The sequence below is a fragment of the Luteibacter sp. HAY1-4A genome (assembly GCF_056755355.1).
In genome coordinates, this window is record NZ_JBNDHZ010000011.1 from 1 (window position 1) to 20,102 (window position 20,102).

The 20,102-nt window shown below is 67.3% G+C and carries 18 protein-coding genes; 13 read left to right on the forward strand and 5 right to left on the reverse strand.

Features of this window, described 5'->3' with window-relative positions; all coding sequences use genetic code 11:
* Positions 1 to 57: 57 nt before the first annotated feature.
* The 5 genes from ACPYOD_RS05245 (at position 58) to ACPYOD_RS05265 (ending at position 4,673) form a co-directional block, all read left to right on the forward strand.
* Positions 58 to 1,611, forward strand: a complete 1,554-nt coding sequence (locus ACPYOD_RS05245; protein WP_481300745.1) for a protein adenylyltransferase SelO — start codon at positions 58 to 60, stop codon at positions 1,609 to 1,611.
* A gap of 76 nt (positions 1,612 to 1,687) precedes the next feature.
* A complete protein-coding gene (locus tag ACPYOD_RS05250; protein WP_481300677.1) occupies positions 1,688 to 2,746 on the forward strand; it encodes a class I SAM-dependent methyltransferase in 1,059 nt (352 codons plus the stop codon).
* Complete coding sequence (locus ACPYOD_RS05255; protein WP_481300678.1) at positions 2,743 to 3,441, forward strand: pseudouridine synthase; 699 nt, start codon at positions 2,743 to 2,745, stop codon at positions 3,439 to 3,441. Before ACPYOD_RS05250 ends, ACPYOD_RS05255 begins: the two co-directional genes overlap by 4 nt.
* Positions 3,442 to 3,511: 70 nt before the next feature.
* Positions 3,512 to 4,042 (forward strand): superoxide dismutase [Cu-Zn] SodC, encoded by a 531-nt coding sequence (gene sodC / locus ACPYOD_RS05260; RefSeq protein ID WP_481300679.1) that lies wholly within the window; start codon positions 3,512 to 3,514, stop codon positions 4,040 to 4,042.
* Between the two features lie 7 nt (positions 4,043 to 4,049).
* The gene (locus tag ACPYOD_RS05265; protein WP_481300680.1) at positions 4,050 to 4,673 is read left to right on the forward strand and encodes an alpha-ketoglutarate-dependent dioxygenase AlkB family protein; all 624 of its coding nucleotides are present in this window, start codon (positions 4,050 to 4,052) and stop codon (positions 4,671 to 4,673) included.
* Positions 4,674 to 4,765: 92 nt separating this feature from the next.
* On the opposite strand, the gene ACPYOD_RS05270 is transcribed toward ACPYOD_RS05265, so the two are convergent.
* Both ACPYOD_RS05270 and ACPYOD_RS05275 read right to left on the reverse strand, forming a co-directional pair.
* Positions 4,766 to 5,836, reverse strand: a complete 1,071-nt coding sequence (locus ACPYOD_RS05270; RefSeq protein WP_481300681.1) for a GGDEF domain-containing protein — start codon at positions 5,834 to 5,836, stop codon at positions 4,766 to 4,768.
* Positions 5,837 to 6,085: 249 nt separating this feature from the next.
* A complete protein-coding gene (locus ACPYOD_RS05275; protein ID WP_481300682.1) occupies positions 6,086 to 7,045 on the reverse strand; it encodes a CorA family divalent cation transporter in 960 nt (319 codons plus the stop codon).
* 148 nt (positions 7,046 to 7,193) lie between these two features.
* On the opposite strand from ACPYOD_RS05275, the gene ACPYOD_RS05280 reads away from it, so the two are divergent.
* The 4 genes from ACPYOD_RS05280 (at position 7,194) to ACPYOD_RS05295 (ending at position 14,532) form a co-directional block, all read left to right on the forward strand.
* Complete coding sequence (locus ACPYOD_RS05280) at positions 7,194 to 7,484, forward strand: GNAT family N-acetyltransferase (protein WP_481300683.1); 291 nt, start codon at positions 7,194 to 7,196, stop codon at positions 7,482 to 7,484.
* Between the two features lie 76 nt (positions 7,485 to 7,560).
* A complete protein-coding gene (locus tag ACPYOD_RS05285) occupies positions 7,561 to 9,612 on the forward strand; it encodes an alpha/beta hydrolase family protein (RefSeq protein ID WP_481300684.1) in 2,052 nt (683 codons plus the stop codon).
* Positions 9,613 to 9,896: 284 nt separating this feature from the next.
* The gene (locus tag ACPYOD_RS05290; protein ID WP_481300685.1) at positions 9,897 to 11,444 is read left to right on the forward strand and encodes a putative bifunctional diguanylate cyclase/phosphodiesterase; all 1,548 of its coding nucleotides are present in this window, start codon (positions 9,897 to 9,899) and stop codon (positions 11,442 to 11,444) included.
* Between the two features lie 73 nt (positions 11,445 to 11,517).
* Complete coding sequence (locus ACPYOD_RS05295) at positions 11,518 to 14,532, forward strand: ligand-binding sensor domain-containing protein (RefSeq protein WP_481300686.1); 3,015 nt, start codon at positions 11,518 to 11,520, stop codon at positions 14,530 to 14,532.
* 93 nt (positions 14,533 to 14,625) lie between these two features.
* Here the strand turns inward: ACPYOD_RS05295 and ACPYOD_RS05300 are convergent, their stop codons facing one another.
* A complete protein-coding gene (locus ACPYOD_RS05300; RefSeq protein ID WP_167122272.1) occupies positions 14,626 to 15,108 on the reverse strand; it encodes a YajQ family cyclic di-GMP-binding protein in 483 nt (160 codons plus the stop codon).
* 81 nt (positions 15,109 to 15,189) lie between these two features.
* Between ACPYOD_RS05300 and ACPYOD_RS05305 the strand changes: the two genes are divergently transcribed.
* The 4 genes from ACPYOD_RS05305 (at position 15,190) to ACPYOD_RS05320 (ending at position 18,556) form a co-directional block, all read left to right on the forward strand.
* Positions 15,190 to 16,365, forward strand: coding sequence for a BaiN/RdsA family NAD(P)/FAD-dependent oxidoreductase (locus tag ACPYOD_RS05305; RefSeq protein ID WP_481300687.1), 1,176 nt, complete (start codon positions 15,190 to 15,192; stop codon positions 16,363 to 16,365).
* A 21-nt stretch (positions 16,366 to 16,386) separates the two neighbouring features.
* Complete coding sequence (locus tag ACPYOD_RS05310) at positions 16,387 to 17,265, forward strand: NAD(P)-dependent oxidoreductase (RefSeq protein ID WP_481300746.1); 879 nt, start codon at positions 16,387 to 16,389, stop codon at positions 17,263 to 17,265.
* 89 nt (positions 17,266 to 17,354) lie between these two features.
* A complete protein-coding gene (locus tag ACPYOD_RS05315; RefSeq protein ID WP_481300688.1) occupies positions 17,355 to 17,636 on the forward strand; it encodes a hypothetical protein in 282 nt (93 codons plus the stop codon).
* A gap of 62 nt (positions 17,637 to 17,698) precedes the next feature.
* Complete coding sequence (locus ACPYOD_RS05320) at positions 17,699 to 18,556, forward strand: dimethylarginine dimethylaminohydrolase family protein (protein ID WP_481300689.1); 858 nt, start codon at positions 17,699 to 17,701, stop codon at positions 18,554 to 18,556.
* A gap of 122 nt (positions 18,557 to 18,678) precedes the next feature.
* Here the strand turns inward: ACPYOD_RS05320 and ACPYOD_RS05325 are convergent, their stop codons facing one another.
* Positions 18,679 to 19,134, reverse strand: a complete 456-nt coding sequence (locus tag ACPYOD_RS05325; protein ID WP_481300690.1) for a YaiI/YqxD family protein — start codon at positions 19,132 to 19,134, stop codon at positions 18,679 to 18,681.
* Between the two features lie 2 nt (positions 19,135 to 19,136).
* The gene (locus ACPYOD_RS05330; protein ID WP_481300691.1) at positions 19,137 to 20,012 is read right to left on the reverse strand and encodes a PhzF family phenazine biosynthesis protein; all 876 of its coding nucleotides are present in this window, start codon (positions 20,010 to 20,012) and stop codon (positions 19,137 to 19,139) included.
* Positions 20,013 to 20,102: the final 90 nt, after the last annotated feature.

Here is a 20,102-nt window from a genome sequence, read left to right on the forward strand (position 1 = left end):
GTGCACGAGTTCGGGGCCAACCTTGCATGTGCCGGCCGTCGCCCGGATATCCGGGGGATGACCGACCTTCGTTTCGACAATGCCTTCGTACGCGAACTCCCCGCCGATCCCGACACGTCGAACGTACCGCGGCAGGTGACCGGCGCGGCGTTCTCCTGGGTCGAACCGACGCCGGTGGCCGCCCCGCGAACGATTGCCGTCTCGGGCGAGGTGGCTGGCATGCTGGGTGTCGCCACCGACGCGCCGGACTTCGCCCAGGTCTTCGCCGGCAATGTGCGCCTGCCGGGCATGACGGGCTATGCGATGACCTACGGCGGCCATCAGTTCGGGCATTGGGCAGGCCAGCTCGGCGACGGACGAGCCATCGGCCTGGGCGAGGTCGTCACGGCGGGGCACGGCCGGCAGGAGATCCAGCTGAAAGGCGCGGGACGCACACCGTATTCGCGCGGGGCCGACGGCCGCGCGGTGCTGCGCTCGTCCATCCGCGAGTTTCTTTGCAGCGAGGCCATGCACCACCTGGGCATACCCACGACACGCGCGCTGTCCCTGGTCGGCACCGGCGAGACGGTCGTGCGCGATGTGATGTACGACGGACACCCGGCGCCCGAGCCGGGTGCCATCGTGTGCCGCGTGGCGCCTTCGTTCATCCGCTTCGGTTCGTTCGAGCTGCCCTCGTCGCGAGGGGACACCGACCTGCTGCGGCGGCTGGTGGACTTCACCCTTGCCACGCATTTCCCGCATCTCGTGGAACGGCCGGCCGGCGAACGCTACGCCGCCTTTTTCGCGGACGTCTGCGAACGCACCGCTGTGCTTATGGCCCAGTGGATGCGCGTGGGCTTCGTTCATGGCGTGATGAATACCGACAACATGTCGATACTCGGGCTCACCATCGACTACGGTCCGTACGGCTGGATCGACGATTTCGATCCGGACTGGACACCCAACACCACCGACCGCATGCACCGGCGCTACCGTTTCGGGCAGCAGCCGCAGGTGGGCTACTGGAACCTCCAGCGGCTGGCGCAGGCGTTGTCCCCCCTGTTCGCGGACGTGGCGCCGCTGCAGGCGGGGCTGGACCGTTACGTGGAAACCTTCGAGGCCACCGACGCCGCGTTCTCCGCGGCGAAGCTGGGCCTGTCGCGGACGGCGCCGGGCGATGAGGACCTGGTGTCCGACTTGCGCGGCCTGCTGCGCGCCGGCGGCATGGACATGACGATCTTCTATCGCGACCTTGCGACGGTGGACCTTGCCTCGCCCCACGTGGGCAGCGTGGCCGATGCCTTCTATGACGACGCCGGGCGCGTGGCGGTGGAGGAAGCCCTTTCCAGCTGGCTGCGGCGCTATGCCGAGCGCGTACGCGCCGACGAGTCGACGGAAGGAAGCCGCCTGGCGTTGATGCACGCGAGCAACCCACGCTACGTGCTGCGCAACTACCTGGCCCAGTTGGCCATCGACAAGGCGGAGCAGGGCGACGAGGCGGCTGTCCACGAGCTGCTCGATACGCTGCGGCGACCCTACGACGAACAGCCGGGACGGGCGCACCTGGCGGGAAGGCGGCCGGATTGGGCGCGGGAACGCGTGGGTTGCTCGATGCTTTCCTGCAGTAGCTGATCCGGGGCTTTCCCTGCGAGCGGCGCGCATGGTGGGCTAGAATCGTCGGTCCCCTTCGCTTGCCAAGGTCTCCGCGTTGTCCGCCGGTTCCGCTTCCGATATCGCCCTCGATGCGCTGTTCGTTCCGTTCGCCACGGGCGAACTGACGCTGCCCGCGGACGGAAACCTGCTCATGCTGCGCGCACGCGACGGCTTCGCCCTGCGCGAGCGGCGCCGTCCGGGCTGGACGTTGCAGCAGTCGTTCAAGCCGGCGGCGGATGCGCTGGCACGCTCGGGATTCACCGTGCTGCCGGAGGTTCCGGAAGGTCGTTTCCAGGTGGTGATGGTGCTGCCGACCCGCCAGCGCGAGGAGTCGCGTGCGCTCTTCGCGCATGCCCTGTCGCTTGTCGGCGAAGGCGGCATCGTGGTCGCCAGCGTGCCCAACGCGGAAGGCGCGAAGACAGCGGAGGCCGACCTGGCGCTTCTCGCCGGTGGCGTCGCATGCCTCTCGAAACACAAGTGTCGCGTGTTCTGGACCCAGCCGAATGCCATGCCGGATGGATCGCTGCTTGCCGAATGGCTTGCGCTGGACATGCCGACGCGAACGCTCGACGGCCGTTTCGCGACGCGGCGTGGGCTGTTCGCGTGGGACCGCGTGGACACCGCGTCGGCTCTGCTTGCCGACGTGTTGCCAACCACGCTCGCCGGGCGTGTTGCGGACCTGGGCGCCGGATTCGGTTATCTCGCCTGCGAGATCGTCACGCGTTGCAGCGGCGTCACGGCGGTGGACCTTTACGAAGCGGAAGCACGCGCGCTCGAGCCCGCGCGGATGAACCTCGAAGCGACCATGGCACGGGCTGGCCGTGCAGTGGGCACCAGCGTGCGCTGGCACGATGTCACCCACGGTATCGACACCGGCTACGACGTCGTCGTGGCCAATCCGCCATTCCACCAGGGGCGCGCCGACGACCCGTCGCTGGGGCGCGCCTTCATCGCGGCGGCTGCCGCGGGGCTGGCCGGTCACGGCAGCTTCTGGATGGTCGCCAACCGCCATCTCGCCTACGAATCCACCCTCGACGCATGCTTCGCGGACGTGCGAACGGTCGTCGAACGCGACGGCTTCAAGGTGATCGAAGCCACGGAGCCCCGCCGATGAAACTCGTACGCCTCCTGGCGAACCTCGGCTATGGCAGCCGCAAGCAGGTCGCCGCGATGTTCCGCGAAGGGCTGGTGACGGACGCCGCAGGCGAGGTGTTATATGCCGATGACAAGGTGGACCACGCCGACGTGCGCTTCGACGGCGAACCGCTCGATCCGCCGCAGGGCATGCTGCTGATGCTCAACAAACCCACCGGCTACACCTGCTCGCGGAAGGACGTCGGGCGCCTCGTCTACGACCTGCTGCCCCCGCGCTTCGCATTGCGCAACCCGGTGCTTTCCACTGTGGGGCGGCTCGACCGCGACACCTCGGGCCTGCTCCTGTTCACCGACGACGGCCAGTTGCTGCACCGGATCATTTCGCCGAAGGCGTCGGTGCGTAAGGTTTACGAAGCCACTCTGGCCTCCGATCTGCGCGGCGACGAGGCCGCCACGTTCGCGGCAGGAACGCTGATGCTGGAAGGGGAGACCGCCCCGCTGGAACCGGCCTCGCTGGATGTGCTGGGCCCGCGTCACGCCCGCCTGACCCTTACCGAAGGCCGTTATCACCAGGTTCGCCGCATGTTCGCCGCGGTCGGCAACCACGTCGAGACGCTGGAACGCGTGGCGCTGGGCGGCCTGACGCTCGATGGCCTGCGCAGCGGCGAATGGCACCAGTTGACGGACAAGCAGACCGCCCGCATTTTCGAGTAACCCGCCCGGCTGGACGCTTCACGGGCCTGGGTGCAGTATCGGGATTCCCTCGAAACCCAAGGAGTGCACGATGAATCGTATTGCCGTAGCCATGGCCGGGCTGCTCGTCTGCGCCGGCGCGCAGGCCGCCGACAAGAGTGTAACCGTGCCGATGAAGATGGTGAGTGCGACCGGCTCGGGTGCTTCCGTGGGCACGGTCACCGTGACCGAAAGTGCCGGGGGCCTCGTGTTCACGCCGAACCTGAAGAGCCTGCCTCCGGGCGAGCACGGCTTCCACCTGCACGAGAAGCCCAGCTGCGACCCCGGCGAAAAGGACGGCAAGAAGGGCGCCGCGCTGGCCGCGGGCGGCCATTTCGATCCCGCGCACACAGGCAAGCATGAAGGCCCCGACTCGACGGCGGGCCACGAAGGCGACCTGCCGAAGATCACCGTGGGTGCGGACGGCACCGATACCACGGCGGTTACCGCGCCGCGCCTCAAGTCGCTCGCCACCCTGAAGGGCCATGCCCTCATGATCCACGCCGGCGGCGACAATTATTCCGACACGCCCGAGGCACTGGGCGGCGGCGGTGCTCGCATCGCCTGCGGCGTGGTCAAGTAAGGAAGCGATGTCCCAGGCCGGTCTCTTCCGCGCGGAGCCCCTCGTGCTCGTCGACGACGAGCACGGGCGCTTCGCGTACGAGCCGGCCCTGATCCCGCAGGAAAGGGCGGCGGCCTGGTTCGCCAGCCTCATGGCGGACATTCCCTGGGAAGCCCAGCGGCGGTCGATGTACGGTCGCGAAGTGGACGTACCGCGGCTGGTGCAGCACTACGCGCTCGACGACCCCACCTTGCCGCCGGCGCTCGGCGAGGCGGCCAGGGAGGTCATCGCGCATACGCAGGTACCGTTCACCTCCGTGGGGCTCAACCTCTATCGCGACGGCCGCGACAGCGTGGCGCCGCATAACGATCATCTGGAAGAACTGACGGAAGGGGCGCCCATTGCCCTCCTGTCCCTCGGCGCGACGCGGCGCATGGTGTTGCGCGAACGAGAGGCACCGAAGCGCGCCTTCGATATCGACATGGAGCCGGGCAGCCTGCTCACGATGAGCTACGCCACTCAGTTTCACTACGACCACGGCATTCCCAAGACGCGAGCGGCCGTAGGCCCGCGCATCAGCCTCGCCTTCCGCGTGCGCCCGGGCGGCAAGGCCGGCGGCCGCCGTTACGTCTCACGCAAGCCGGCCAAGTGATGTAGGAGCCGCTATAGCGGCGAGAAACCAGCGGAGCGATGAAGCCGCGAGGTAAGTTCCCCTCGCCGCTATACGGCTCCTACAGCGGATGCTCAGAAAAGGTCGATGCTTCCGAGCGCCACCGACGACGCCAGTTCGCCGCGCGCGGTGAGCGATTCGTAGCCATACACGCTGTCGCGGCCGTTCTGCTTGGCGAAGTAGAGGGCCTTGTCGGCGCGGTCGAGCACGATCTCGGGGTAGTCGTTCTCGGTGATTCGCGCAAAGCCGATGCTGACCGTGACGTGGCCCACCTGCGGATAGGCATGGCCGGCAACGAACTGCCGAAACCGGTCGAGAACGGCTTGCGCCGCCTGTTCGTCGCGGGCCTCGATGAGCATCACGAATTCCTCGCCGCCGAAGCGGAAGAGGACATCGCCCTGGCGGAAGCTCGCGCGCATCTGCTGGGCGAGCATGAGGATCACCTCGTCGCCGTAGACGTGCCCGTAGGTATCGTTGATCCGTTTGAAGTGATCGATGTCGAGGATGGCGAGGAAGAGCTGCGAGGCATTGTCAGGGGACTGGCGCTGTTCCTTGCCGTCCGGAGCGGTGGATCGCGCCCGCTGCCGCTGGAGCTTGAGCAGCCGCTGCAGGCGTTGCTCGAAGCTGCGGCGGTTGTAGAGTCCGGTGAGCTTGTCGCGCTCGCTCTCGTTGAGCAGGGCGATGTAGTTGCCGTAGATGCGGGCGAAGCCCTCCACCATCGAACGGACCTCGTCCAGCGAATCGGGCGCTTCGAGCATGAGCGCGCCGATGGCCGCGTGCTCGCGCTGGATGGGAATGACCAGGCGGCTGCTGCCGTCCTCGGTCACGTCGCTGATCGGCTCCAGCGTTTCCATGGCACACACGATGGTGTCGATGGGGTCGCCCTCGCGGCCGGGGTCGATCGCTTCGACCACGAGCCCGCCGTCGGCCTTGCGCGAACACACCACGATGGACTCGACCGGATGCTGCAGGTCCTCGCCACGCTTGCACAGCGTGACGCTGCTGACGGGCACCAGTTCGGCCAGCGACAGCACCACGCTGTGGTCCAGGGCGTCGATGTCCCGGTGATGGGTGAACTCCGCCACCGAGTCGAGCAGACGGGACTCGGGCAGCGTGCCGACAAGGGCGTGCCACGGAGCTTTCATGACGGCGAGCTTTCCGCCGCCGACCCGTCGCGATTTGGACAACTGATTCGCACCGACCCCTTCCTCCCCCGAGAAAGGCCGCCACGACGGCGGCCCTGTGTGTCTGTCCGGCGATCCGGCGCGAGGACCCACAAAGGGTGTGTCGGCCGGAAAGGCGCCGACTTTAGGGGGAAAGCGGTGGGATGTAAAAAAATGTGAAGCCAGTCGCAGTTGCGTAGCTTCACAAATGTGAACGAATACGCTAGGGGTTCAATCGCCCTCGAGCCAGCCGCGCCATTTGAAGAACAGCACGGGCAGCAGGATGCTGAGCAGGATGGCCGCGATCGCCATGGGGTAGCCGTAGGTCCAGTCCAGTTCGGGCATCCGCTTGAAGTTCATGCCCCAGACGCCCGCCAGGATCACCGGTGGGATGGTCGCCACCGAGGTAACCGTGAGCACCTTCATCACGTGGTTCTGGTCGGTACTGATGAAGCCCAGGCTGGCGTCGAGCAGGAACTGCAGCTTGTTGGTGACCTGGTCGTCGAATTCGTCGAGGGTGCGCAGGTCGTGGTCCACCACGCGAAGCCGCAGCTCCACGTCGTCGGACATCCATTCCGGCTTCTTCGCGCGAACGAAGGACACGATGCGCTGCACGCCGAGCATGGACGAGCGGTTCCGGGCCTGCTCACCCTCCAGGCGGCCGACCTCCAGCATGCAGTTGCGCAGGGCGGGGGTGCCGACGCGGGTACGGGTGAAGATTCGGTCCGACAACTTCTTCAGGTCGGCCGAAACGTCTTCCATGCGCTTGGCGGCCAGGTTCACGATGGCCTCGATCAGCGTCGCCAGCGCGTCGGCACTGGATTCCCACTGATGCGACTCGCAGCTTTCGCTGGCGAGGTCGAAAGCCGGCGATGCCTCGAAACGCAGGGTCATGAGAACGTGGTGCGTCACCACGATCCCCACCGGCGCCGCGTGGTTGTTGCCGGTATCCGCGAAATAAGGGATGGAGAGATACATCGCGTCGTCGTCGGTGCGGATGCGGCTGGACAGCGCGAGGCTGACGATGTCCCCGCGTTCCGGTACGCGCAGCCCGGTAATCTCCGCCGCGCAGCGGCGTTCGTCTTCGCTGGGATCGAGGAGGTCGATCCAGATGGGCGTGGCCGGCTTGGCCATGCCCTTGGTCCACTGGACGGGTTGGCCTCGGTGGCCGTGTTCGTGAATGATCAGCACGTGGGGACTTGTCCTCGGCTTGAATGCGCAGGCAGTTTACGCCTGCGCTTAGTGTGGGAAGTGCAGAGGCGACCTGTTTGACGATATCGAGTCTTCCCACCGGGGGGCCGGAACGCGCATGCTTCGAAGGTCCCGACGGAGAACCCCCATGAGCGATGTCGCCAAACCCCTCGAAATCATCCACGACAGCAAGAAGCACGAGTTCTCGGTCGTGGTGGACGGCCATCACTGCGAAGTGGATTACGTCCTCGAGGACGACGTCATGATCATCACCCACACCGGCGTGCCCGATCCTGTCGGCGGCCGCGGTATTGCGAACCTGCTCACGCGCTTCGCGGTACAGGTGGCCCAGGAGAACAAGTGGAAGATTCGCCCCGCATGTTCTTACGCGGCCACGTGGTTCAAGCGGAATCCGGAGTACGCACACCTGCTGGCGTGAAATGCGAAGCGCCACCCTGCACGTGTCTTCATGTCCGTGTTAGGTTTCACGCTTCGCACACAGACCAGGGTCACCCATGCGTACGAAGTGGATCGCCGCCGCCGTCGTGCTTGCCTGCGCGGGTGCCGCCCATGCGGGCAGTTTCCCGGCCAGGACACCCGAGGATCCGCGGATAGCGACGATCCTGGAAGCCCTGGGCAAGGTGCGGTCGATCGAGTCGGTGTCGATCTCGCCCGACGCGAAGCACCTGGCCTGGACGGTGAAGACGGACGGCAAGCAGGTGCTGCAGGTGGCCGACGTGGACGGCGGCAACGCCCGCCGTGTCACCGCGACGAAGGGGTGCAGCGAGACGGAAGCCACCTGGGCCCCGGATTCCCGTCGCCTGGCCTTCCTCTCCGATTGCGCGGGCAAGGCGCCCGGCGTGGAGGAGGGCAGGCAGAACGACATCAGCGTGGTGGACGTGGCGGCCAAGACCGCACCGAAGCGCGTCACCCATCTCAAGGGCTACGTGCAAGGCCTTGAATGGCGTCCGGACGGGAAAGCCATCGGCTTCCTCTACGTGCCGAACGCCACGCGCCGTGCCAGCGCCACGGCAGCGGCCAAGCCGCAGCTTGGCGAGATCGGTGTCGAAGGCATCGAGGTTCAGGAGGTCGCGACAGTCGACCTCGCGGGCGGTGCCGTTCATACGCTTACCCCCGACGAACTGCATGTCTACGAATTCTCCTTCTCGCCCACCGGCGACCGCATCACGTACGTCGCGGCTCCGCCTCCCGGCGACAACAACTGGTGGGTGGCCAAGCTCTATGCGCAACCGGCCACCGCCGGCGCGAAGGCGGTCGCCCTCGTCGACACGGTGAAGCTCAGCGGTCCCCTGAAAGACCTGCAGATGGCCGTGCCGCGCTTTTCCCCGGACGGATCGCGCATTGCCTTCGTCGGTGGCCTCATGAGCGACCAGGGTTCCAATGGCGGCGACATCTGGACGGTCGCCTCCGCAGGCGGCGAACCCGTCGACGTCACCCCGGGCATCCATACCACGCCGGCATGGCTCGCCTGGACCGGCCCGGACCGCCTGCTGGTTGCCGAACATGCCGCGGGCATGAGCCGCGTCTCCAGTTACGCGCTCGCCGAAGGCGGTGCGAAGGCCACCACTCTGTTCGAAACACCGATGACCGTCGGCGACGGCCGCTTCTCGATGTCGCTCTCCCTGAGCGCCGACGCCGGCAAGGCCGCGTTTGCCGCCAGTTCGTTCGACAAGGCGCCGGAAGTGCAGGTCGCCACGCTGGACGGCAGCGCCACGCCCAAGGCGGTCACGTCGTTCAACGCCGGTCTGAAGCCGTCCTGGGGCAAAGCCGAATCGATCACCTGGACGAACGAGGGGCACGACGTCCAGGGCTGGCTGCTGTATCCGGCAAACTACGACCCGTCGAAGCGCTACGGCATGATCGTCTCCATCCATGGGGGCCCGGCTTCCATGGTGTCGCCGCGCTGGCCCGGCGTTGGGTACGGCGGCGCGCCGTTCTCCGCGCTGGGGTATTTCGTCTTCATGCCCAACCCCCGGGGCAGCTACGGCCAGGGCGAGGCGTTCGTCCAGGCCAACCGGAAAGACTTCGGCTATGGCGACATGCGCGACGTGCTCGCCGGCGTGGACGTCATCGAGAAGAACCACCCCGTGGACGACAAGCGCCTCGGCCTCACCGGCTGGAGCTACGGTGGCTTCATGACCATGTTCGGCGTGACCCAGACCGGGCGCTTCCGCGCGGCGGTCGCGGGCGCCGGCATCTCGAACTGGCAGAGCTATTACGGCCAGAACCTCATCGACCAGTGGATGAAGCCTTTCTTCGGGGCCTCCGTCTACGACAACCCGGCGGTGTACGCGAAGAGCTCGGCCATCAACTTCATCAAGGAAGTGAAGACCCCGACCCTGATCGTGGTGGGCGAGCGGGATGCCGAGTGTCCGGCGCCGCAGTCGTTCGAGTTCTGGCACGCCCTGCGGGCCCAGGGCGTGCCCACGTCCCTGGTGGTCTATCCGGGCGAGGGCCACGGTTTTGCGCGCGATGCCAACCGCCGCGACGTGCTGGCCCGGGCCCTGTCCTGGTTCGACCGCTACCTCTCGGGGAAGGATGGCTGAGCACCCGCTGGCCGGGCTGCGCGGCCCGGTGGATTGCGTTTTTCCACCGAGGCAGCATCATGCGTGAAGGGCCGGTCGTCTCATTCCGCGGAAGACGCCGGGACAATTCGTCGCGAGGAGCTAAAGTCGGGGGCGGTTGTGGCCGATAAACCGATGGACAAGTGGCATCGCGCCCGATCTTTTCCTGGGGTCCGCGGCGTCCTTGGATATTTCGTTGAATCCGTGGGCCGGCTGCTGTCCATGCTGGCCGGCGACGTGTCCCCTGAGCCGGGCCGGAGCGTGGTGTGCTGACACATCGTAGCGTCGAGATCGGCATGCACCTTGCCGAGTCGAAGTGCGCGCACTGGTCCGTCTTCGGGCCGGGCGAGATACCCGGCTGCGCCGGTTTCAGTACCGTGGGCGCCGGTCTCGGCTGGATGCTGGCCCTCGTGGTCGTCTGCGCCCTGGCCGCTGCGGTCATCGCGTGGCTGATCGGCCAGCGCAGGCGCCTCCACGCAAAGCTCGAAGACCCACGCGAACAGGCCAGCCGGGCGCTGGCCTTCCATGCCTACCACGACACGCTCACGGGCCTGCCTAACCGCGCCTACCTCATGCGCGAACTGGAAAAGGCCCTGGCGGCGCCGAACGTGGCACTGGCGGTGATGTTCATCGACCTCGACGGCTTCAAGTCCATCAACGACACCCTCGGCCACGAGGCGGGCGACACCTTCCTGCGCGCCGTGGCCTCGTCCCTGCGCAGCAGCGTGCGCGAGCGCGATACGGTGTCCCGTTTCGGTGGCGACGAGTTCGTGGTGATCGTGCAGGCCTACGGCGGCATGGAAAACCTCGTTCGCGTCTGCCGCAAGGTGCTCGACCTCGTTTCCAAGCCCGTGAACGTGTCGGGGCAGTTCGTGGCCGTGAGTCCGAGCATCGGCGTGGCCGTGGCGCCGCAGAATGGCGTGGTGGCCGAGACGCTGCTGCGCAACGCCGACGCCGCGATGTACGCGGTGAAGGAAACCGGCAAGGCCGATTTCCGCTTCTACGAAGAAGGCATGCTCGAGCAGGCGCGCGAACGCCTGGCCCTGACGGTGGAATTGCGGGAGGCCCTGCAGGCGGGCCAGCTCACCGTGGAATACCAGCCCAAGCGCAACCTGCGCGACGGCACGCTGGCCGGCGTCGAGGCGCTGGCCCGCTGGCCGCATCCCGTCCGGGGCGACGTGCCGCCCTCCGTGTTCGTGGCCATCGCCGAACGCTCCGGCCTCATCCACGCCTTGGGCGAATATGTGCTGCGTGCCGTGCTCAACCAGTTGCAAGCCTGGGACGCGGCGGGCACCGTGGTGGACTACGTGGCCATCAACCTGTCCATGCACGAACTCAGCCGTCCTGCCTTCGTCGACACGCTGCACCGCGCAGTGCGGTCGTATGGGGTCGATCCCACCCGCATCCGTTTCGAGCTCACCGAATCCACCGCCATGCGTCAGCCGGAAGAGACCATGCGCCAGCTCGTGAAGCTCCGCTCGCACGGCTTCGACCTGCTGATCGACGATTTCGGCGCGGGGTACTGGAACCTCAGCCACCTGCGCGAACTGCCCGTGGGTACGATCAAGATCGACCAGTCCTTCGTACGCGGCAGCAGCTCGAACCTCGCCGACCGCGAGATCACGGAAGCCATCGTGGGGCTCGCCAAGAAGCTGAACATGCGCACGATCGCCGAAGGCGTGGAAACCGAGGCGCAGGCGCAGTGGCTGCGTGACCTCGGCTGCGACATCGGGCAGGGGTACTTCTTCGCCCGGCCGATGAGCGCCGACGCGTTCGTCCGGTACCTCGATCCGACACCGGCTTATGCGAGCTGACCGCCAACCGCGGCCCGCTCGTCTCCCGCGTTTCCGAGCACGTCTGTTCGCCCTCGCAGGATGGCTTTGCTGCATGCTGGCGCCGCTGGCGGCGCACGCCCAGCAGGCTCCGTCCGCGGCTGTCGATCCCTGGGCCGTCTACGAGTCCGCCTGGTTCGATACCGTCAGCGTCGCCGACGGGCTGCCTCATTCGACCACCACCTCGATCGTTCAGGACACCCGGGGCCTGATCTGGATCGGCACGTTCGGCGGGCTGGCCCGTTACGACGGCTACCGCATGCAGGTGTTCGGCCAGGAGCCGGACTCCTACGCGGGCGCCGTGCTGCCCGATTCCTACGTTCGCGCCCTCGTGCCGCTGGAGGATGGCGGGCTGCTCATCGGCACCAACGCTGGCGGGCTGGTGCGCTTCGACCCTTCCACGATGCGCTTCCACGTCTATCCGATCGGCCCCGGCGGCACCTCGGACGGCAAGATTTTCGCCATCGCCCCGGCGCGCGAACATGGCGTCTTCTGGATCGCCACCGAAGGCGGTGTCGACCGCCTGGAACTCGCCAGCGGGAAGATCACCCGGGCGTCGCCGTTGCCGGGCGACGCGAAAGACATGATGGCGCGCACCTTCGTGGTGGCCGAGGACAAATCCGGCAGGCTCTGGGCCGGCGCCGACAATGGCCTCTTCGTGCGCCGTCCCGGCGGACACTTCGAGCGCGTGCGGTCAAGCGACCCCGAGGTGGACGAGATCCTCCACGACCAGGTATGGGCCTTGCTGGAAGACAGCCGCGGCCGGCTCTGGGTCGGCACGGGCCAGTCCGGCGCCGTCTACATCGATGCGAAGGGGCAGGGGCACCTCGTGCCGGGCTTCTCCGGCAAGAACGGCATGGCGCGGCGCCGCACGGTACGCGCGTTCCACGAGACGCCGCAAGGCGTGCTCTGGGCGGCTACGGACGGCGCCGGGGTGGTCACGTACGACTTCGGCACGGGCCGGCTGCGTTCGCTCGCGCACGATGCGGCCATGCCTTCGTCGCTACCGGGCGACATCACGCGCGACATCTTCCAGGACACCGCCGGAAACATCTGGGTCGCGACGGAACTCGGGGCCGCGCACTACGACCCGCACGGGCGCAAGGTGTTCTCGGTGCTGCCGTCGCCGCTGGAAACGCACACGCTCTCGAACGCCAACGTGCACGGTATCTTCGTCGATCCGCGCGGCCGCGTATGGCTCGGGCTGGGCATGGGCAGGATCGACGTGCTCGACCTGGCCAAGGGCACGATGCGCCACCTGCAGCTCGGCGGGGAACAGGCGGAACGCGACGTGCAGGCCTTCGTGGTCGCACCCGACGGCTCGATCTGGGCCGGCGCGCAAGGCATTTCGCGCATCGATCCCGACACGTTCGCGCTCGAGAGTTCGGTGATCCCGAGCCTGGACGGACGCCTGATCCTGTCGATGCAGCGCGAAGGCGACGACATCCTCATCGGGGGGTACGACGGCCTGTTCCGTTACGACACGGTGCACCGCACGCTGATCCAGATGCGCCATGACGAGGCCGACCCGCACAGCCTCGTGGGCGATCAGGTGCGCTACATCGTGCGCATGCCGGGCGCCTGGTGGTACGCCACGATCAGCGGTATCAGCATTTCCTACGACGGCGAAAAGGGCTTCGTGAACCTGCGCCACGATCCCGCCGATCCGACGAGCCTGCCACAGGACTACACCGGTTCCATGGCGTTCGACTCGCACGGCCGCTTGTGGCTGGGCACGTTCGGCGGCATCGCGTACCTCGACGAGTTCAAGCCGCGCGGGCCGTTCCGTTTCGGGCTGGTAGGCGCACGGGAGGGCCTGTCGAACACGAAGATCAACGCCTTGCTGGTCGACCACGACGATCGCGTTTGGGCGTCCATGGCGAACGGCGTGGTGATGGTGGACACGGCGACCCATCGTGTGGCCGACCTCGGTATCCGCGACGGGCTGCGTATTCCCAGCTACATCCATCGCGCCGCCGCCGAAGCCCCCGGCGGCGAACTGATGTTCGGCGGCTTGGGCGGACTCACAGTGGTTCGGCCGTACTGGGTGGCGCCGGCGGTGGGTCCTCCGCGCCTGGCCGTCACGCAGGTGTCGGTGAACGAACGGCCGCTGCCGCTCCGCGAGATTCCCGGCGACGGCGGGGACGTGTCCCTCGATAGCGGCGGCAGGAACCTTCGGGTGGATTTCGCGCTGCTCGACTTCCGCGCGCCGATGGAAACCCACTACGCCTACCGCATGGACGGTACCGATTCGTCGTGGAACGAAGTGCCCCGGGGCATCCCGCCGACCGCGATCTACACGAACCTGCCCAGCGGCACGTACACGCTGCGCTTGCGCGCCACCATGCGCGGCCTGGACGCCCGCACCGTCGAGACCTCGCTGCGCGTGGTGGTCACGCCACGCTGGTACGAAAGCCCGTGGACGCTGCTGGCGGGCATCGCCATCGGCGTGGCGCTGTTCTTCGGGCTGGTGTACCTGCGCACGCTGTACCTGCGCCGCCGGGCGGAACAGTTGCAGGCGCAGGTGGACGCCCGCACGCGCGACCTGAAGGCCGCGAACGAGCGGCTCGACCACCTCGCCGGCACCGACGAACTCACCGGCTCGTTGAACCGGCGGCGCTTCCTCGAACAGGCGGAGCGCGTGCGCCAGGGTGCGGCCGCCGACGGCATTCCGTTCAGCGTGGTGCTCATCGACATCGACGACTTCAAGCAGGTGAACGACACGTACGGGCACCTGGCCGGCGACACGGTCATCCGCGAAACGATGCGGGTCATCTCCTCCATGTGCCGGGCGGACGATCTCGCAGGCCGGTTCGGCGGCGAGGAGTTCATCCTCTGCCTGCCGGGCGCGCTGGCCGAGCATGCGCTGGACATCACCGAACGCGTGCGTCACGCGTTGGGTGCGATGGTGATGGTGCACGGCGACTACCGCATCCGCATCACGGTGAGTGCCGGCGTGGCCATGTGGCGCGCACCCGAGTCCCTGAATTCCCTGCTGGGCCGGGCGGACGACGCGCTGTACGAGGCGAAGAACGAAGGGCGCAACCGCAGCCGCATCGCCGGGTTGTGAGAATCTGTGGGAGCCGCTTCAGCGGCGATCCCGCGGCAGCGGGCAAGCTTGTCCCAGTTGGACATCGCCGCTGAAGCGGCTCCCACACAAGCTTCAGTCGCGGAAGTTCTCGAACTGCAGCGGCACTTCGATGTCGGCCTTGCGCAGGAGGGCCATCGCGGCCTGCAGGTCGTCGCGCTTCTTGCCGGTGACGCGGACTTTCTCGCCGTTGATCTGCGCCTCCACCTTCAGCTTGGCCTCCTTGATCTTCGCCACGATCTTCTTCGCCACCGGCTGCTCGATGCCCTGCTTGATGGTGATCTTCTGGCGGGCCTCGGCGAGGTTGGTTTCCACCTTGCCCTCGTCCATCGCCCGCACGTCGATCTGGCGGGCCGAGAGCCGGCCGCGCAGAATGTCGAGCATCTGCTTCAGCTGGAACTCGTTGTCGGCCTTCTGCGTGATGACGTTGTCGTCGAGCTCGTATTTCGCCGACGTGCCGCGCAGGTCGAAGCGCGTGGACACCTCGCGGTTCGCCTGGTCCACGGCATTGGTGAGTTCGTGGGTGTCGACTTCGGAAACGATGTCGAAAGAGGGCATGGTCGTGATCCTTTCGAGGGCTGGCCGCCAAGTCTAATGGCCCTGGCGGTATCATGGGCGTTTGCACGGCGGAAGCGGACCATGGAATACGACGTCCTCGTGATCGGGGCCGGCGCGGCGGGCCTGATGACGGCCATCGTCGCGGGCGGCCGCGGACGTCGTGTGCTGGTGGTCGACCATGCGAACCGGGCCGGGAAGAAGATCCTGATGTCCGGGGGAGGCCGCTGCAATTTCACCAACACGGCCACCGCACCCGCGAACTTCCTTTCCGCGAACCCGCACTTCTGCAAGTCCGCGCTGGCGCGCTACACGCCGTGGGACTTCATCGCGATGGTGGACCGCCATCGCATCGCGTGGCACGAAAAATCCCCGGGACAACTCTTCTGCGACGACTCGTCGAAGCAGATCGTGCGCATGTTGCTGGACGAATGCGCCGCCGCGGGCGTTCGCGTGGAAACGGGCTGTGCCGTGTCGCGCCTGCGCGCCGCGGCCGGCGGCTTCGCCTGCGACACGCCGCTGGGGCATGTCCGGGCGGCCTCCCTGGTGGTGGCGACGGGTGGCCTGTCCATTCCAAGCCTCGGCGCCACGGGATTCGGTTACGAAGTGGCCACGCAGTTCGGACATGCCGTGCTGCCGGTTCGCGCCGGACTCGTGCCGCTGACGCTGAGCGGCAAGCACCAGGAACGTTTCGAGGGCCTGTCCGGCGTGGCCTTGCCGGTGGAGGCGCGGGCGAACGGGGCGGCCTTCCGCGATGCCATGCTGTTCACCCATCGCGGGTTGAGCGGTCCGGCGATCCTCCAGATCTCGTCGTACTGGGAACCCGGCACGGACCTGCGCATCGACCTGCTTCCTGGCCGCGACGCCGCCGAGGCGCTGCGCGAAGGGCGCGCGGAGCGCCCCGCAGCGGAACTGAAAACCGTGCTGTCCGGCCTCCTGCCGCGGCGGCTCGCCGAGCGCCTGTGTGAGGTCTGGCTGCCGAACAAGCCGATGCGCCAGTACCGAGACGCGGAATTGAACGCCATCGGCGCACAGTTGGCGGACTGGCCCGTGGTGGCCAGCGGCACGGAAGGCTATCGCACGGCGGAAGTCACGCTCGGTGGCGTGGACACCGACGAGGTTTCGTCGTCGACCATGATGTCCCGGCGACAGCCCGGCCTCTACTTCGTGGGTGAAGTGCTCGACGTTACCGGCCACCTCGGTGGCTACAATTTCCAATGGGCCTGGGCTTCCGGTCATGCCGCCGGCCTGGCCGTCTGAACGGAGCAAGTGATGAACAGCATGCGTATCGGTTTCATCGGTCTGGGCGCCATGGGCGCCGGCATGGCGGGCAACCTGCTCAAGGCGGGCCACGCTGTAAAGGTGTGGAACCGTTCGCCGGCAGCGACGGATGCGTTGCGGGAGCAGGGCGCTACCGTCGCGAACGATGCGCGTGCGGCCGGCGAAAACGTCGATGTCCTGCACAGCATGCTCGCCAACGACAGCGCGGTGCGCGAGGCGATCCTCGAAAGCGGCGTGCTCGACACCCTGCCCAAGGGCGCCGTGCACGTGAACCATGCGACGCTCTCGGTGGCACTGGTGCGCGAGCTGGTCGAGGCGCACGAGCGTCGCGGGCTGGACTACGTCGCGGCCCCGGTCTTCGGGCGGCCGGACGTGGCCGCATCGGGCGGACTGAACATCGTCGCCGCCGGCAAGCCGGAGGCCATGGCGAAGGTTCTGCCCCTGCTCGAACCGCTGGCCGGCAAGGTCTGGCCGATGGGTGACGATCCGGTGCGCGCGAACATCGTGAAGATTGCCGGCAATTTCCTCATCGGGTCGGCGATCGAGAGCATGGCCGAGGCCTCGGCGCTTACCCGGGCGCACGGGGTGCCCGCGAAGGACTTCCTGGAGGTCATGTCGGGTTCCCTCTTCGCTTCGCCCGTCTTCAAGACCTATGGCGGCCTCATCGCGGAGGAGAAATATTCTCCCGCCGGCTTCAAGATGAGCCTGGGCTTCAAGGACATCGGCCTCGCGCGCGCCGCCGCGGAAGCGGAACGCGTGCCCATGCCGTTCGCCAGCGTGTTGCACGACACGCTCCTCGAGGCCCTGGCGGCCGGCGAGGCCGACCTCGATTGGTCGGCCCTGGCGAAGGTGGCGGCGCGAAGGGCGCGGGTCGAATAGTCCCCGTCGCGAGCACTTCTTCACAATCGCTAGTCCCGGACATCCGCGACAATCGGAAGGCACGCTGTGTGCAGCACGAGGGTCGAAACATGACGGCAAGCTGGAAAACGGTGTACGAAGGGCAGCACGAGGGCCGCTCGATCACGGTGAAGGAGTCGGGCGACGGCACGTTCAAGGTGCTCACCCGGCAGAATATCCACGACGAGGGCATCGCTTACCAGGACGGGAAGACCTTCGTGCACGTGTCGCCCAGCAGCGTGGGTGAGCAGGTCGAGAGCGAGGTGAATTCGCGCGACTCCCTCAAGGAGGCCCTGAAGGAACTCCACTTTTCCGCCGAAACCGTCAGCGCCATCTGTGACGGGTTGCACTGACCAACGCCCCTGACTTTCTGCCATGATCGGGTCTCGTCATCCCTTAAAGGCGCGCGCCGTCCATGGCAGAAACGACGTCCCCGATGATCGAGCGCACCGTGCCTCGGCTGCTGATGTGCGCACCCACGTTCTTCGAGGTCAGCTACGTCATCAATCCATGGATGACCGACCACGTCCATGACACCACCAGCGAGCGGGCCCGCCGGCAATGGGACGCACTGCGCGACACGGTGTCGCGTCACGCCGATGTAGCCCTCCAGCCTCCGGCGGAAGGGCTACCGGACATGCCGTTCACCGCCAACGCGGGCTTGGTCTTCGGCAATACCTTCGTGCCGAGCCGGTTCCGTTATCCGGAACGGCAGGGCGAGGAAGCGCACGACCGGGCCTGGTTCTCGCAGCACGGATTCGACATCGTCGAGCTTCCTGACGACATGTTCTTCGAGGGTGCGGGCGACGCCTTGTTCGACCGCGGCGTTTCGCGGCGACTGTGGATGGGGTACGGCCACCGTTCCGACGCCGAGGCCGCTCCGGCATTGACACGATTGCTCGACATCGAGGTACTTCCGCTCAGGTTGTCCGACCCGCGCTTCTACCATCTGGACACGTGCTTCTGCCCGCTGGCGAACGGATACCTGCTTTATTTCCCCGGCGCGTTCGATCCGCCGGCACTGGCCCTGATCGAAAAGCACGTACCGCCCGGACAGCGCATCGCGGTAAGCGAGCACGATGCACTGGAATTCGCCTGCAACGCGGTCAACCTGGGGCGGGTGGTGATCCTCAACCGCGCCAGCGGTGAGTTGCGCGAGCGGCTGGAGGGCGCGGGATTCATGGTCGTGGAAGTGGCACTGGACGAATTCATGAAATCCGGCGGTGCGGCGAAGTGCCTGACCCTGCGGTTGGACGAAATCGCCGGGGCGTAGCCGAGGACTGTGGGAGCCGGCTGTGCCGGCGATCCCGCGGCAGCGGGCAAGCTTGCTGTGAGCACCCATCGCCGCTGAAGCGGCTCCCACATAAAACGTGCCTACTCTTGCGAGCGTGTCTTCTACGACGCTTTCTTTCGCCGGGCGAGCCACTTGTCGAGTTCGTTCGCGAACGCCTGGCGGTCGCGTGGATGCATGGCGGCGGGGCCGCCGGTGTCCACGCCAGCACCGCGCAGTTCCTCCATGAAATTACGCATCGAAAGCCGCGCGGCGATGGTGTCCTTCGTGAACATCTCGCCGCGGGGATGCAGCGCCAGCGCGCCCTTTTCGATGGCGAACGACGCTAGGGGAATGTCCTGCGTGACCACCAGGTCGCCGGCTTCCACGCGGCGCACGATCTCGTCGTCGGCCACGTCGAAACCGCCGGGTACCTGGATGGAGCGCACGAAGCGCGACGCCGGCGTGCGGATCCACTGGTTCGCCACCAGCGTCACCTCGACCTGCTCGCGCTCGGCGGCGCGGAACAGGATGTCCTTGATGACGTTGGGGCAGGCGTCGGCGTCGACCCAGATCCGCATGCTCAGAGGTCCTGCCAGTCCACTGAACCGTCGATGATGGTGTTCGTGCGCCCACCCACCCAGACGGCATCGCCGTCGATGCGAATGATGATGCGGGCATCGTGCCCCACCTCGCGACCCTGGCTCACGACGTAGCCCTTCGCAAGCGTGCCCGACGTGTCGCGTTCGGCGATATAGGCGGCGATGAGGCCGTTCGCGGCACCGGAGGCCGGGTCTTCCACGATGCCGACGCCGGCGGGAAAGGCGCGCACGGCCAGCCCCTCGGCTGAGCGCGCGAATACGCACAGGCCCAGGGTGTCTGTGGCGAGCGCCAGCGCGCGGATGGCGGCATGGTCGGGGCGCCATCCGCGCAGTTCGGCCTCGTCGGCGAATTCGGCGATCCACCAGCGACGGCCGCCCTCGACGCAGGCCGGGGCGAGGGCGCCGGGCTTTACGCCATACAGCACCGCGGAGAGGGTCTCGCCGCCACAGGACGCGTCGCCGACGATGCGCGCCTTGGGCGCCTGCACGAACAGCTCGCGCGCCTGGCCGCTGCCTTCCACACGGATAGGCAGCACGCCCGCGCCGCATTCCTGCCATACGATGCCGGCGGCATCCGGCGTCACCAGGCCCGCGTCCAGGGCGGCGTGCGCGCTGCCGATGGTGGGATGCCCGGCGAACGGGATCTCCTTGGTCGGGGTGAAGATGCGGGCCAGGTAACCGGCGCCCGCGGCACGCGGCGGCATCAGGAAGGTGGTTTCGACGAGGTTTGTCCAGTGGGCGAAGCGCTGCATGCGCGCGTCGGACCAACCCGTGGCGTCGACGACCACGCCAAGGGGATTGCCCCCGCCGTGACGGGCGGCGAAGACGTCGAGCTGCTTGTAGCGAATGAGGGGCATCGATGGAACCGGGGGGACGGGGGAAGGCGACATGATAGCCGCGCGGGGCGCCGGCGGCATTCGACAACGCTCCGGGATAACGCGAAGATG

Bases quoted from the DNA above. Each gene is read 5' to 3' on its own strand.
- ACPYOD_RS05245 (WP_481300745.1), top strand. From the start codon at position 58: ATGACCGACCTTCGTTTCGACAATGCCTTCGTACGCGAACTCCCCGCC.
- ACPYOD_RS05255 (WP_481300678.1), top strand. From the start codon at position 2,743: ATGAAACTCGTACGCCTCCTGGCGAACCTCGGCTATGGCAGCCGCAAG.
- sodC (WP_481300679.1), top strand. From the start codon at position 3,512: ATGAATCGTATTGCCGTAGCCATGGCCGGGCTGCTCGTCTGCGCCGGC.
- ACPYOD_RS05265 (WP_481300680.1), top strand. From the start codon at position 4,050: ATGTCCCAGGCCGGTCTCTTCCGCGCGGAGCCCCTCGTGCTCGTCGAC.
- ACPYOD_RS05270 (WP_481300681.1), bottom strand. From the start codon at position 5,836: ATGAAAGCTCCGTGGCACGCCCTTGTCGGCACGCTGCCCGAGTCCCGT.
- ACPYOD_RS05280 (WP_481300683.1), top strand. From the start codon at position 7,194: ATGAGCGATGTCGCCAAACCCCTCGAAATCATCCACGACAGCAAGAAG.
- ACPYOD_RS05285 (WP_481300684.1), top strand. From the start codon at position 7,561: ATGCGTACGAAGTGGATCGCCGCCGCCGTCGTGCTTGCCTGCGCGGGT.
- ACPYOD_RS05295 (WP_481300686.1), top strand. From the start codon at position 11,518: ATGCTGGCGCCGCTGGCGGCGCACGCCCAGCAGGCTCCGTCCGCGGCT.
- ACPYOD_RS05300 (WP_167122272.1), bottom strand. From the start codon at position 15,108: ATGCCCTCTTTCGACATCGTTTCCGAAGTCGACACCCACGAACTCACC.
- ACPYOD_RS05305 (WP_481300687.1), top strand. From the start codon at position 15,190: ATGGAATACGACGTCCTCGTGATCGGGGCCGGCGCGGCGGGCCTGATG.
- ACPYOD_RS05310 (WP_481300746.1), top strand. From the start codon at position 16,387: ATGCGTATCGGTTTCATCGGTCTGGGCGCCATGGGCGCCGGCATGGCG.
- ACPYOD_RS05315 (WP_481300688.1), top strand. From the start codon at position 17,355: ATGACGGCAAGCTGGAAAACGGTGTACGAAGGGCAGCACGAGGGCCGC.
- ACPYOD_RS05320 (WP_481300689.1), top strand. From the start codon at position 17,699: ATGGCAGAAACGACGTCCCCGATGATCGAGCGCACCGTGCCTCGGCTG.
- ACPYOD_RS05325 (WP_481300690.1), bottom strand. From the start codon at position 19,134: ATGCGGATCTGGGTCGACGCCGACGCCTGCCCCAACGTCATCAAGGAC.
- ACPYOD_RS05330 (WP_481300691.1), bottom strand. From the start codon at position 20,012: ATGCCCCTCATTCGCTACAAGCAGCTCGACGTCTTCGCCGCCCGTCAC.